General features: G+C 42.8%; 14 protein-coding genes. 3 read left to right on the top strand and 11 right to left on the bottom strand.

Features of this window, described 5'->3' with window-relative positions:
• Positions 1-7 precede the first annotated feature (7 nt).
• The 11 genes from dnaN to LI149_RS02990 all read right to left on the bottom strand — a co-directional run bounded on the left by dnaN (position 8) and on the right by LI149_RS02990 (position 11,520).
• Entirely contained in the window at positions 8-1,072 is a 1,065-nt protein-coding gene (gene dnaN, locus LI149_RS03040) for a DNA polymerase III subunit beta (RefSeq protein ID WP_227142948.1), read from the bottom strand.
• Positions 1,069-1,611: a Holliday junction resolvase RecU gene (locus LI149_RS03035; protein WP_180958828.1), complete on the bottom strand. Its 543-nt coding sequence runs from the start codon at positions 1,609-1,611 to the stop codon at positions 1,069-1,071. Before LI149_RS03035 ends, dnaN begins: the two co-directional genes overlap by 4 nt.
• Entirely contained in the window at positions 1,598-1,882 is a 285-nt protein-coding gene (locus LI149_RS03030; RefSeq protein ID WP_227142947.1) for a hypothetical protein, read from the bottom strand. The genes LI149_RS03035 and LI149_RS03030 overlap by 14 nt, the downstream gene beginning before the upstream one ends.
• A gap of 92 nt (positions 1,883-1,974) precedes the next feature.
• Entirely contained in the window at positions 1,975-2,163 is a 189-nt protein-coding gene (locus LI149_RS03025) for a hypothetical protein (RefSeq protein WP_101872159.1), read from the bottom strand.
• Entirely contained in the window at positions 2,163-4,352 is a 2,190-nt protein-coding gene (locus LI149_RS15535) for a PcfJ domain-containing protein (protein ID WP_180958825.1), read from the bottom strand. The genes LI149_RS03025 and LI149_RS15535 overlap by 1 nt, the downstream gene beginning before the upstream one ends.
• Before the next feature lie 11 nt (positions 4,353-4,363).
• Entirely contained in the window at positions 4,364-5,335 is a 972-nt protein-coding gene (locus LI149_RS03015; RefSeq protein WP_101872161.1) for a PcfK-like family protein, read from the bottom strand.
• The gene (locus tag LI149_RS03010) at positions 5,320-6,153 is read right to left on the bottom strand and encodes an N-6 DNA methylase (protein WP_227142946.1); all 834 of its coding nucleotides are present in this window, start codon (positions 6,151-6,153) and stop codon (positions 5,320-5,322) included. Before LI149_RS03010 ends, LI149_RS03015 begins: the two co-directional genes overlap by 16 nt.
• Complete coding sequence (locus tag LI149_RS03005; RefSeq protein WP_101872162.1) at positions 6,150-6,758, bottom strand: replicative helicase loader/inhibitor; 609 nt, start codon at positions 6,756-6,758, stop codon at positions 6,150-6,152. The genes LI149_RS03010 and LI149_RS03005 overlap by 4 nt, the downstream gene beginning before the upstream one ends.
• Positions 6,755-7,564 carry a phage replisome organizer N-terminal domain-containing protein gene (locus tag LI149_RS03000; RefSeq protein WP_101872163.1) on the bottom strand — a complete coding sequence of 270 codons (810 nt, stop codon included), beginning with the start codon at positions 7,562-7,564 and terminating at the stop codon, positions 6,755-6,757. Before LI149_RS03000 ends, LI149_RS03005 begins: the two co-directional genes overlap by 4 nt.
• A gap of 11 nt (positions 7,565-7,575) precedes the next feature.
• Entirely contained in the window at positions 7,576-11,268 is a 3,693-nt protein-coding gene (locus LI149_RS02995) for an AAA family ATPase (RefSeq protein WP_227142945.1), read from the bottom strand.
• Between the two features lie 42 nt (positions 11,269-11,310).
• Positions 11,311-11,520: a helix-turn-helix domain-containing protein gene (locus tag LI149_RS02990; protein WP_101872171.1), complete on the bottom strand. Its 210-nt coding sequence runs from the start codon at positions 11,518-11,520 to the stop codon at positions 11,311-11,313.
• 102 nt (positions 11,521-11,622) lie between these two features.
• On the opposite strand from LI149_RS02990, the gene LI149_RS02985 reads away from it, so the two are divergent.
• From LI149_RS02985 to LI149_RS02975, 3 genes are all read left to right on the top strand, one after another.
• The gene (locus tag LI149_RS02985) at positions 11,623-11,838 is read left to right on the top strand and encodes a hypothetical protein (protein WP_101872172.1); all 216 of its coding nucleotides are present in this window, start codon (positions 11,623-11,625) and stop codon (positions 11,836-11,838) included.
• 151 nt (positions 11,839-11,989) lie between these two features.
• Complete coding sequence (locus tag LI149_RS02980) at positions 11,990-12,346, top strand: helix-turn-helix transcriptional regulator (protein ID WP_101872173.1); 357 nt, start codon at positions 11,990-11,992, stop codon at positions 12,344-12,346.
• Positions 12,347-12,356: 10 nt separating this feature from the next.
• Positions 12,357-13,025: a zinc ribbon domain-containing protein gene (locus LI149_RS02975; protein ID WP_227142944.1), complete on the top strand. Its 669-nt coding sequence runs from the start codon at positions 12,357-12,359 to the stop codon at positions 13,023-13,025.
• Positions 13,026-13,030 lie beyond the last annotated feature (5 nt).

Here is a 13,030-nt window from a genome sequence, read left to right as displayed (position 1 = left end):
TATGTAACTACTCTTTCAGTCTTACCGGAAGAACTAGGGCTTTCATGTCAGAATCCTCTGCCTCGACAACCATTGGATTTACCGGACGGGTAAGATTCAGAGTGATATTGTCACAGGTAAAAGCCTTTATGGTTTCCAGAACCAATCGGGAATCGAATCCGATCTTTATCGGATCTTTGATTTTCTCCTGAAGAGCAACTTTCTCCTGATAATTTGCAATATTATCCCTGATACTTACTGTAATCTCATTTTCAGATATATCAAAAACAGCCGGGCTCTTTTCATCCGTACACATCTTTGCCCTTGTCATTGCTCCGACCAGATCACTCTTTCCTACGATTGTGTAGTTATCACTCTCGCAGAACATCTGCTTATACGGAAGATACTTGCCTTCCAGAAGTCTTGTGTATATCACATATCCGTCTGTTCGGAAGATTGCGCTATTGGCACTGTATGATACGTTCACATCATCATCCATTCCCATAGACAGGAGTTTTTTCGCAGCTGCTTTCGGTACAATGATTTTCAGATCTGCAATGCCATCAGCCTTAATTCTGTCCCACGCGAGGACATGGCCGTCAGTTGCAACCAGATTTATGTATCCGTCACATCCTTCCAGATAAATTCCTTCCAGCATAGGCTTAGACGGCTCCTTTTCTGCAGCTGCGTAGATAACATGGGAAATAGCCTCCATGAAGCTCTTGCCAGGAAGAGTAAGTTCCTCTCCCGATTCCATATCCGTCTTACTGTAGATAAAGTTCTCGGCCGGGAATGACTGATAGCTGTTCTTGATTTTCTCCATTTTGATTGTTACGACATTCTTATCATCATGGAGCAGTTCCACATCTCCCTCCGGAAGATTCTTGATAAGGTCAAAAGCTTTCATCGGGATGATAAAGGATTCTCCTTCTGCGTCCTCGCATTTGACCTGTATCGTTATTTCTCCATTGGCGGCGATTAAATACCCTTCTTTTACCAAAACGCCTCCCAGAGCAGGATGTACAGTATTTTTCTGTACTACGCTTTTCAACTTGTCGATAATCCTCACCAGTTCATATTTTTTTACTTTCATGATTCCTCTCTTTCCCGGAGTTCCAGACCGTCAAGAAACTTGACAACTCCGTTACTATACTTGATTTTGTACTGTTCCAAATTGCTTTCATCCATGTACTTATGTCCGAAGATCTTCTTCATATCCCGAAACACCTCCCACGGTACCCGATAGTAATTTTCAAACCCTATCGAAACCACAACGAAACACACAGCTCCCATTTTCCTATACCGTTCAAAGCACTTTTCCTGCTCCTCTGTTATGACATCTCTCTGGATCCTGTCCTTGTCCGTATGCTTTGCGTCAAATAGAATCATCGTCGAATCAGCCAGTGCACCTTTAAAGTCCGGCTGTGCCCGTTTGGAAAAGCAGCATATAAACTGTCCTAACTTTCTGTTATGTACTCCGAGCACTTTCATGGGCTCCGGTGTCTTTTCAATCACGGAGATTCCTTTTTCCTCATAAAATGCCGAAGCAGCTATTATCATCTGTTCAAAATAATCTCCGACTGCTCTGGATCGGCGACCAGCCATTACCCTGTTGTAATTAGATGTACCCATTTTCATCCGCCACCTTTATCAGTTTACTGATCGTCACAGCTCCAACTCCCGGAATCTTCGCAGATTTGATGTAATCAATAAACTCTTTGACTCCGGTTCCTTTCCTGGCAGATGCTTTTCCGCGGTTAAATCCTTCGCTGTCTGCTTTTGCCACACGGTCCTCCACATAATGCACCAGCTGCTCATCCGTCATCTTTCTCATTTTCACAGCCTTTTCATGGATAAGGACCTCATCCTCTGTTCTTCTGCAATTTCTCTTACTTTTTCCCATATCTCTACTCCTTGATTTTATTTTTTTCTAATCCGTCAATATCTGGAACGCTTACCTCATGTTCTTCGCACCATGATACGAATCTTCATTTATCATTCCTCCCAATACTCAACGGTATATTCTGTCTGTCCGTTTTTCTTTTCCTCCTGCCCAGGAACTGTCTGCCGACCGATCCTTACAGAGTAACCTGCTTTCACAAGCAGCGTGGCGATCTGCAGTCTATCTTCCTCATTCCACTGAGCAGAACCCTTACGGATGCTCCTGATTATCTGTTTCGCCATTATCCGCACCTCCGCATTTCTTTCTCTTTATTCTCGTTTATGGTATCCTGCATTTTCTTCTCAAAGGCTTTTACAAACGCTTCTACCTCCGGTGGCATTCCGCAGTTGTGAGAGCCTCTGCATTGGATAATATGGTTGTTATTCCACTCCATTGTGAAATACGGTTTGTCCGGTTCAGTAGACTTTCTGACGAAAAATATGTTTGTCTCTCCTCTGGCCACCCTGTCAACATATCCTCCGACGCAATGATGTAATGCAGCTCCCTCCGCTTTTATCTCATCAGCAGTCTTCGGTACTACAAGCAGGAGACCTTTTCCTTTTATCTGGAAAGCATCTTTACAGTCTTTGTTCTCTTTAAAGATCTCCGACATAGCCTTTTTCGTCTGTTCCATACGCCTCTTTGCTTCTCGTTCTCTCCTTGCCTTTTCTTTCGCCGCCTGTCTGTCCATAAGTTCCTGATGCTCTTTTGCAGTACGGTCATGCACTTTTTTGAAATTCTTTGGCATATAGATGAACATATTATCCAGGTCATATTTCAGATCTTTGCACCAGTTAAGATACTCCAGCCAGTCCTTAGCCATATTTCGTTTTCTTTCAATACGTGGATCCTCTCGTTCCGTGTACCTCATATACGAATATTGCCAACAGCCACCCTGCTCTCCCATAGGATAATTCTCACATTCTTTCGTGATATATTTCACGATTTTATGAAGCGTGGTTTTCCTGTTTGCCTGTTGCAATAGATCTGTATTGCACCCGAACGTCTCATAATACTCCTGAATCTGCTCCGTCTTGAACTGTAAGCCGATCTTCTGTGCCACCTGCAACAGCCGAAGTACATCGTGGTTTCCATCAACAGCCTGCAATACTCTGGTATTTACCTTTGTCAGTCCTAAAATCTCATATATGGTATTCCCTTTAACATTGACCTTACCGGTCTGATAACCACTGTATCGAGAATTGATAAGGCCTTTTGCAATCTTATTGAGCCCCATCTTGCAGATCCATTCCATTTTCGGAAATTCCATATACTTTTCGATCGCATCCTCATATCTCATGGAAACTGTCGGAAGATTTGTTGAAAGCACTTCCAGAGCCGAGTATTTCATGGGGGTATGTTCCCACGCCTGCGGCAGATTTCCTGGATATAATATACATTCCATGCAGGCGATCTTTCCCTGATCCGGACACCAGCGGCAATTTCCTCTCTGCTTATACACTCCCCACTCATAGGATTCGCATTTGGGTTTCCCTTTCGGGAACGTATAAATAGCTCTGCTGTACTCCGAAACATACCTTTCGATTCTGCCTTTATTTATCAACATGTCCACATAGCTGTCGCTTCTCATTGATTGGTGTGCTTTGAAGTACCGGAAGACAAAACCGTCTTTCGTAGGATCCACATAAACAAACCACCGTTCATCTTGTGTCTGAGCAGGCATTCGTCCTTTTGCCTTAATGGTTACCCTGCTACCGCAGAACGGACAGATTCCTTTCTCGTTATTCCGCAGACGGATGTTTTTTCTGTCCACAATTCCGATTTCTTTGCAATGTGTGCATTCACATAACGCCTTACCTTTTTCCACTTCCTTGTAGATCAGGTATCGTGCGAAGCTCATTCCGGTATCCCATACCCAGTCGAAAAATTCTTTCGGCGCCTCCTTTATCGGATTCATTACCGCATCGATCTTGTCAGTCTCTTTCTTATGCTTTTCCGCCAGTCTTTTGTCCAAAACCTCTTGCTGAAATCTATGTATTTCTATCCATGGACTATATTCATCATCAGGAACGGCGTATTCTTTGAAGAAACCCTTTACTATTTTTAACTCTTCATCAGATCTCATAAATACATTCAGCCTATGTGAACTTTTATTCTCCTGATGATTCCACACATAATCCATTAGAGAAAAATTATACATTCCGGCAAATGAAGCTGTTAGCCATTTAGTCTTTGACGTTTTTAAATCCTGCGTGATATAATCATCGTGCGACAGAAATGTCCGGAAAGCTGCTTCTGTTTTTCCTTTCTTGAGAGCCTGAATCTCAAAGAAATTCAGAAGCAGTATTTTTTTGTCATCAATCAGCTCTGCTGTCGCGATATGTCTCATTCCTCCAAGCCGATCTGCGACTTCCATCATTTCCGGAGTTGCAATTGGTCTTGGAATAGCAGATAATTTTCTCTTTTCCACATCCATCCCTCCTACAGCAGATCGAATAACGACATCTGACCTTCTGTTTCATTCTTCTTTGGAGCCTGCTTTTTGACTTCTTTCACCGGTTTCGCATCAGGTGTCTTTTCCGGTGCCTTTTCTTTGGCAGGCTTCTGTTTGGAGATCTGTTGCTTACGCTTCTCAGCATCCTGCTTCTGCTGTTTTTTCCGTTTCTCCTCCTCTTTTTTCTTCTTTTCCTCAATAGCCTTATCATCCAAATGGAAATAGTCTTCCGCCCATTCATAGACCACATCATCACGGACCGCCGCACAATTTCCATCCCTCTGTTTTCTTGCCTGCTCATAGATATAAGCAAAACATTTCGCCCATGTTTTATGTGGCTGAAGAACATCAGATGACAATCCATCATCTTCCTCGCAGCGTTTCAGAAGATACTTAATAACCGGATCGGCGAAATTTTTATCTTTAGCATCGTTCAGTTCCTTTTCCAGTTTTTCTTTCGCTCTCTGTTTTAATGGTTTCGCATTTTCCTCTTCTGCCTGCTTTATTTCCTCATCCGTCGGCGCCGGTAAGCCTTTCGCTATATCTGCAAGCGACGCTGTTCCCATCGGAACTAAGTCCTCATCTTTTGTTTTCTTTTTATCTCCGGATGTGGCCGCTTCAAATGCTCCCCGTTCAATCGCATCAATCGCTTTTCCCATAGGGCTTACAGGTCCATCATTCTCCGGATCCTCTTCTACATCGGAGATTGCCGATTTATATTCCTTTTCCAGACGGTCATTGGTTACGTCAAACAACGTATCTCCTTTTTCGTCATAGAATACCGTGATAGAATCTCTTCTCAAGATCTGGTATTTCTTATCTCGAATCGTCAGTTCGCACTGTTTATTCTCGCTTTCATATCCAGCCTCAAGATACTTTCTGACAACCTCATTCCACGGCCACCCGTAGGTATTGTCATCTTTCTGCTCCAAAGCGAAATGTTTTATATCTGCTCCCATTGCATTTCCTCCTTCTTTTCAAAATCAAAAAACATATAATAATGCTCTTTTTCTATAGTCTGTTTCGTATCTGCAGATCCTCCTAAACTTCCGAGAGAATGGAACAGCCGCCTCCACGCCCATACATTTGATTGAAACATCGGTGTGATCCACAGCTCCTGCCCTTCCATTTCCTGTGGGAATAAAACGTGTCCAACAAGCGGATTCGTTATGGTATTGCCTATGCAGATATAACCGGCACACCCAAGAAGCGAAAGCTGTATGTAACACATCATTCCAACGATTCTGTCTATATCCTGACCGACAAATAAAACATGGTTCTGGAAATTATGCTTTGCATTCCTCATACTGTTAACAGCTGCTATCAGAGTTGCTCCGGCTCCGCAGGCAGGATCGCAGATGGATATATATCCTTTTTCCTCAATCTGCCTGTCCACATCTCCCACCGTTATCTCCGACATCATTTTGCATACACAGTATGGTGTGAAAAACTGCCCTTTCCAATGGTTCCCAAGCTCCAGTTCCATGTATAACTCTCCCAGGAAGTCCTGCTCTGGATTCCTCTCAAGTGCTTCTACCACAATCGCAAAACACTTTGCAGGTTTGTCCACTCCTCCGAGACGTTCGATACAATGTGCATATTCCTTTTCCCGGTTGCTGAACCTCGGTTCAGATCTGTCTACTGCATTTGCAATACTGCAAGCCATTGTGCTTATCAGATCTGACCACACTTGCCATCCGCTCCTGCTGTAGCACATCTCATTAAATATTTTTATGAACTCTTTTTTCGTTCCCTGTATTTCGCCGGTCATTGTCATCTCAATCCTTTCTCTCTCATCAGCCTGTCAATGAACTCCGGTGAGGATGGACGGAATGGTTCTTCGGTTTTCTGCTCGATCTTCGGCTTTTCCGGAACTTTTTCTTCAATCATGCCTATGTATTCCCGCTTCTTTTCCAGCACCGCCGCAGGTACCATGGATTCATTTACCGCACGTTCCACAATCGCATCATATATCTTGAAGAAATGTGCTCTGTTTGCCACAGGGTTATCTCCGTAGCACAATTCACGGAACCCTATTCTCTCAACAGCCTGCTTCGTTGGACCGGAAAGGCTCTCCATAGCCTCATCAGATCTGTAATACCCATATTTCTGAATCGCCTTCTGGACATCTTCCCAGGCCTCCCCGGCGTCTTTTAGCTGTGGTGCTGTGTACTCAGCACATTTTGCTCTTATCTCGGAAATCTGCGGCGGGTAAGTGTGTGTTGCTATCAATTCCTGAAGTGCTGTCTCACACAGACTGTAATCAAGATCTCCGAGCATCGTGTACCACAGCTTTATGCTGTATTTGTCCGGCATGATGTTAAAAGACGGATATGCACTTTTGATAATCGCTCTGATGATATCGAATTGTTCTGCTGTCAATCATTCCACCCCGCAGTCGATTCCATATACTGTTCTGTTCCAATGTTCCGGTTTCCACCGGGGTGAGGTCTGTATGCAGGTGCCTTATCCTGTGCCCTGCTCAGCCACCCGGTAATAAATCTTTTGATTCCTCTTGCAGTCTTTCTGTTTCTTGGATTGCTATCAAGCCATCCACACATTTTTCTAAATTCCTGTTCCACATCAATCGCCGGATATAACTGTCGGAGAGAATTCAAATAGTCAAAAGTGACATCGAAAGAACCGGATCCGGTAACAAGTGGTAAGGATATGAACACCTTCTGCTCGGAGGTTTCTACCTCCGGGCATAATGTATTTATATCTTTCTCTTTATCTATCTCTATCTCTTTCTCTATCTCTTTCTCTACGCTCCCGTTTTGTTCCAATGTGTTGCATGGTGTTGCATTGGTGTTGCATTGCAACGCTTTTCTCTCTCTACACTGTCTTGAACGCTGTGTACTCGCCGCCTCGGAACCCACCATTTTATCGCATTCCGTTAGGCGGTACTCCGTTTCATCAACCAACTCTATTAACCCCTGTGCAAGCAGGAATCTGACGGTTACATTAACGTTTTCTGCTTCTTCATCCAGTTCCAGGGCGAGTTCTTCGTAGAAGTCATCTTCCACTCCCTCAAAGTAAAGCCGGCCGTCCTGTTTCATGGCGATAAGCAGCATTTTCAGATAAATGATTGTATAAGTATCTCCACCGGCGATCTTGCGGAGTTTTTTTATTGGCTTCTGCCGGAAGAAATCATCCGGCAGCTTTAACCAATAGTATCGTTTTCCCATATAGGTGCCTCCTAGTAAATTACTTTAGAGCCCTCTTCCGTTTTGATAACGGTCACACTCTGATTGAATCGTGCTTTCATGGCATCATCATGTGTGATTGCCATTACTTTTACATCCGGATACCGCTGGCGGATCGCCTCAAGGGAATCCACATAAGCCTGTGTTCCGTCATCATCAAGGAATGGAGGCTCATCAATGAACAACATTCCAAGCTGGATACCGGCGGCTGTAGCCTTAATTTCAGACAATGCAAGGATAACAGCCAATGACGCTTTTACTTTCTCACCGCCGCTCTTGGATGCGTATGGAAGTGTTGTCTTACCATACTCCTCGATCAGGACATCCAGTGTAGCCTTGTCACCGTCTTTTCCTTTTACCGTTCGCTCCATCACGAAATCGACACCCATTGTTCCTCCGGTCATCTGGCCAAGGATATTGTTTGCCGTGTCCGTGATATGCGGAATGATATTCCGGATAATCTGATGAGGAACGCCGTCCTGTGAGAATGCCTGCTTTAAAACGTCATATCTCGTTGTAATAAGGGCACATGCTTCAATATCTTTCTTCAGTTCGGAAATCTCCTCTTTCATGGACTTAACATCTTCCGCCTTCTGGATAAGTGTTCCTTTCTGCACCTGCAAATCCTGAAGCTTTTTCTTTTCAGTTTCCATTCTTTCCTCAAGATCAGAAACTTTGGATTCCATACCTGAATCAAAACTTTCCATAAGTTCAGATGCAGAAATCATATCGGCTACCATAACGATCAGCTCTTCATCTTTCTTTTCAAGCTGCTTTTCCTGCATTGCCATATTTTCCCTGGCATTTTTCACTCTTTCCTCATATACCGGAAGGGACTTCTCCTGTTCCGCATATACTTTCAGTCCGTCAGCCTTTTCTTTGACCTGTTCGTATAAATTAACTCTTTCCGAAAGGTTATTAACTCTTTCCGTTATCTCTTGAGCCTGTAATTTGACCTCAGAGGCGTTTTCAGAACATGAGGCGATAGTTTTATCGTTTGACTCTTTTTCAGCCTCCAGGCGGGCACGTTTGAGCCTGCTTTCTTCAATCCTCTGTTTCTTTGCCTGATATACTTCCAGTTCTGCAATCCGTTCTCTGATGGACGTCTCCTTTTCTTTTGAATATCCGATGTTCTGCAGCTCCTCCTGCTTTTTCTGTTCAAATTCTGAAAAAGCAGTTTCCGCCTCTTTCATTGCCTCCTTGATCGTCGAAATGCACTTTTCTGTATTTTCGATTTTAGAGGCATCCTCTTTCGCCTTTTTAAGAAATCTGCAGTTTGCATTTTCGATATCCGCACATCCGGAATCTTCCATGTAGGCTTTCTGCTGTTTCTGCGTTGAAAGATCTGATTCCGCCAGACGGAGCTGTGTTTCATAAGTAGCATTCGCTTTCTGAAATTCATCCCGCTTTGCAGATACTTCCTGCAACACAGCGTCATGGGCATTCTTTTTATCCATTACCGCATAAAGCTCTTCTCTTTTTTCTTCCAATTCAGCAATCTTTTCAGCGATTCCATCATCAGAATCCGTATCCAGCCCAGAAAGCTCCTGATCAATCCTTGCGTTTTCAAACTCTGCATTCTTAATAATGTTCTGGTATCTCTGGAGATTGGCTTCGCAGTCTACTAAAGCTTTCTTCTCGCTCTCATAACGGATAAGCTCCTCTGATAAGATCTTCATTTCATCCTCTGCAGCTGAATACTCTTTTGACTTCTCCCGGATGACATCCGCTTTTTCCAGGATTGTTTCGCAGGATTCTATAATGGAGTTCAGCTTATTTATGGATTCCTCAATAGACGCTTTCTCATTTTTTACCTGTTCTTTTCTACTGCGAAGATCTTCGCAATTTTTCTTTGCAGCTTCATACTTAACCAAAAGTGCCTGAGCATCTTTCAAATCTGTGGAGATTTCTCCGATCAACTTTTCCGAGGATTCAATCTCTTTTTCCAGCTCTTCCAGTTCCTCCTGCGGATTGCCTTTGCTAGCGATAATGTCATCTTTGATTTTTACAGCATCTTTCTTCTGCATCAGAGTACGTTTCGCATCACCGAGACGTTTTCTCGCATCCTGCTCCATAATTCCGTAAATTCCAAGTCCCAACAGATTTCCAAGGATAGAGATTCGTTCATCTTTTCTCGCCTGCAAAAACAGTCCGTACTGATCCTGCATAATAAGAGCACAGCTGCGGAATGTCATGGAATCCATTCCAAGAACCCTTAAAATCTCACTCTGTGTATCATTGATTCTTTCTTTTGAAAGGTTCAGCCAGTCGGTACCGTCCTCATTCAGCTGTGAAAGGTTCAATGTTGGCTTTCCGGATTTTGTTCTGGTTCTCACTACCCGGAACCTGCTTTCACCAATGTCAAATACAAACTCAATGGAACCGCTTCTGGCATCTTCGGTACCTCTGATCCACGACTTGTTGTCTCCTTCTCTGGTTTCTTCAAATAAGCAATCCGAAATCGCATCCATAAACAGGCTGCTCTTTCCTGCTCCATTCACACCGTTAATCGTGCAGAAAGAAATATCATCGAAATCAAAGAATTCTTCCTTATAGGTTCGGTAGTTTTTGACCTTAATGCTTACCGGTTTGAATACACCGTGGATCTCAACAGTGTTACTGCTCTTCATCGCATCAGCGATAATCGGCTCTGCAAGTTCCACAATTTTTTCTGAATCGGTAAAGCACTTCTCATCCAACCATTTCTTGAGGTTTAAAAGAGGATCACTTTCTTCGGAAAGGAGCTGCCGATTCGTGATGTTCATCATGCTCTCAGCTTCAATATCCGCCACATAGAACGCTCCGATTTCATACAAATCTTTTTGTAACACCGGAATGTTTAATGCCTTCTTCTGTTCCGTGTCGCAGCTGTACTGCAGTCTCACTATGGCGTCCATGCAGGAAGATGCGTAATCTTTCTCGAGAAGATACATCTTTCCAGATCTGAGATATTCAGCAACATCTTCTTTATCCCATTTAATCGTCTGGAACTTCCGGTATGGAGTTTCATATAAATGTCCTTTTTTCAGGCTTTTCTTTTCAAATTCATGGATCCAGAATCCACGTTTCTGTCCTTCATCGTTGAAATTCATAGCGTTTATGGCACCGGAATAAAATACATTTTCCAGACCTTCGAGCATCTGCGGGCGGTGGATGTGGCCAAGAAGAACCGCATCGAATTGTGCTGTCTGCAGAGCCTCTCTCGGAATTACCGGCTCAAAATTTGAAAAGAACGATGTCTGTCCGGATTCCATATTGCAACCCGGAACTGTATAATGTGCCATCAGGATCGCAGGAACCATATCTGCCACAATATTTGTCTGTGAGCATTGTGCTCTCAATCCCATAACCATTTCGCTGATATGATTGGTCCATGTAAGATTTTCTTCCTCTGCAGAAAGCCCAGGGAATTTAGCTCTGAACTCCTGCTTATCAAACCCAGGAATGCATACAATGTCAGCGATCGGCGTACTGATAACCTGCGGCGTTGTAACAACAGCAACCTTTTTATTGTGTTCCAGCATCTTTGTAAGTACACGGAACTGTCCGGCGCCGTCATGGTTCGGTGTTCCTCTCATGACAACCACGAATTTGCTAACTTTCGACAGCTCATCAATAATCCTTGTTGAACTTTGCGGCGTTGTAACGTGCCTGTGTGAAGATATTTTCCTTTGCTTTTGTTGCATACTTTGCCATTTAAGTGACCTCCGTAATAAGCTAAACTATAATCAAATAACTGTATCGGTGTAAGGAACCGTAACGTGTCTATCCTCACCGATCACCTTCGCGATCTCAGGTGCGTAGACTCGGCCATTGACAACACCAGAAACATAATTTCTGCTAAATCCAACACGCTCTGCAAGTTCAGTCACGTTAATATCATCATCAATCATGGATTTTTTTACTTCTTTGCACCATGTCGGAAGAATTCGTTTCATTTTTCCACCTCTTTCCGTTTGTTACCATTTGTTGTTTACATTTGTTTAAAACTGCCTTAGAATAACGGTATACGTTAATCAAAATAGAAAGGAGTATCTGCTATGAATAATCAGACTTCGTGGTCGGAGCAATTACAACGCATTGGAATGTCAGAGTTTTCGTCGGCTCATCAGGACATCCTTATGCAGTTACGAGAAAGCCGGATTCCGATAGGATCTGCTTCTCTTTCGCAAGCATCTGCCGAAGCCCTTATACGGGCTGTGTCAGTAATGATTGAAGAAAATAACAAAGCCGTTCTTACGGAATTAGAACAGTAACTATTCATTTTGCATTACTTCTTTTGAGCGATTTTTTCGCTCTGTTTTTGAAAAGTGTTTTAAACATTTGGTGATTACAGTTTTATAATAATCCCCATTTGTGAGTTTGTCAATACTTTTATTCACATTTTGGGATTTTGAAAGGAGCACTATGATTATTCAAAGAGTATTATCTCTACTTGATGAGAAATCGCTTAAAGCCGCGGATTTATGTAGGGCTTTAGATATAAGCACTAGTACAATGACAAACTGGAAAAACAGGGGGACCGATCCACCGGCAAAGATGATTGTCCCAATTTGTGAATTTCTCGGCGTTTCATGCGAATTTCTATTAACAGGAAAAGAAAGCATATTTCCTGCAATATCAAAAGAAGATTCTGAATGGCTGGTTCTAATTCATCAGCTACCAGATGATGCTCAATTAGAATTCAAAGGAGAGCTGAAGGGCTATATAAAATGTCTCAAACGAGATGTTGGTGAACCAGCGGGATTGAGAGAGGCAAAATAATACCCTTCGAGTGGTACCGAAGGGGAAGGAGAGATTAAGTATGAGCATGATAAACTGTCCAGAATGCGGAAAAGTAATATCGGACACAGCTACAACTTGCCCGAATTGTGGGTATGTATTGAAAAAGAAAAAGCCTGCATGGATTATAGTGCTGGCAATCATAATGGGGATTGTTGCGATTATCGTTCTTGCTTCAGGATTCAAAGATCTTTTCATATCAAAAGAAATTGGTTCTGATAAAAAGCAACAAGTTTCCGAGGAAAAGAATGCCGAATCACAGAAAACAGCGTTTCAGTTTGAGGTAAGCACGGATGAAGATCTTGTGGGATTCCCAGACGCTCAGGGGTTTACCGAGGTATCCGACGGAGAATTTAAGACAGCAATGGTAAGTATAGGAGTAAAAGATATATCTGATGTAGAAATCGGGAATTACAAAGAAAAATCTGGCGTTTACTTTCTCGACGCAAAGTGTAAAACAGATACGGGTATCACGTTAATTATCGATTATATGTACATCTCGTTCTCTTCTGATCCAGAATGGACCATTTGCTATATTGCGGACTACGATTCTGGAAAATATTATTATGTAAGTGAAGAATCTGAGAACGAAGTGGATATATATGATTACAAAACAGGTGAATTAAAATCAAAAGCCAATCCTAGTTCAAACAGTAATTAAGGTGT

Origin of the sequence: Dorea sp. 210702-DFI.3.17 (genome assembly GCF_020560825.1) — a bacterium.
GTDB lineage: Bacteria > Bacillota > Clostridia > Lachnospirales > Lachnospiraceae > Dorea > Dorea formicigenerans.
Note: the sequence above shows the minus strand (reverse complement) of the source record. Positions and strands in the feature narration are given on the sequence as shown.

What these genes read in the sequence shown, in the direction of transcription:
- LI149_RS02980 (WP_101872173.1), top strand. Translation starts at nt 11,990, where the DNA reads ATGATTATTCAAAGAGTATTATCTCTACTTGATGAGAAATCGCTTAAA.
- dnaN (WP_227142948.1), bottom strand. Translation starts at nt 1,072, where the DNA reads ATGAAAGTAAAAAAATATGAACTGGTGAGGATTATCGACAAGTTGAAA.
- LI149_RS02995 (WP_227142945.1), bottom strand. Translation starts at nt 11,268, where the DNA reads ATGCAACAAAAGCAAAGGAAAATATCTTCACACAGGCACGTTACAACG.
- LI149_RS03030 (WP_227142947.1), bottom strand. Translation starts at nt 1,882, where the DNA reads ATGGGAAAAAGTAAGAGAAATTGCAGAAGAACAGAGGATGAGGTCCTT.
- LI149_RS03025 (WP_101872159.1), bottom strand. Translation starts at nt 2,163, where the DNA reads ATGGCGAAACAGATAATCAGGAGCATCCGTAAGGGTTCTGCTCAGTGG.
- LI149_RS03035 (WP_180958828.1), bottom strand. Translation starts at nt 1,611, where the DNA reads ATGGGTACATCTAATTACAACAGGGTAATGGCTGGTCGCCGATCCAGA.
- LI149_RS02985 (WP_101872172.1), top strand. Translation starts at nt 11,623, where the DNA reads ATGAATAATCAGACTTCGTGGTCGGAGCAATTACAACGCATTGGAATG.
- LI149_RS03010 (WP_227142946.1), bottom strand. Translation starts at nt 6,153, where the DNA reads ATGACAATGACCGGCGAAATACAGGGAACGAAAAAAGAGTTCATAAAA.
- LI149_RS03000 (WP_101872163.1), bottom strand. Translation starts at nt 7,564, where the DNA reads ATGGGAAAACGATACTATTGGTTAAAGCTGCCGGATGATTTCTTCCGG.
- LI149_RS03015 (WP_101872161.1), bottom strand. Translation starts at nt 5,335, where the DNA reads ATGGGAGCAGATATAAAACATTTCGCTTTGGAGCAGAAAGATGACAAT.
- LI149_RS02990 (WP_101872171.1), bottom strand. Translation starts at nt 11,520, where the DNA reads ATGAAACGAATTCTTCCGACATGGTGCAAAGAAGTAAAAAAATCCATG.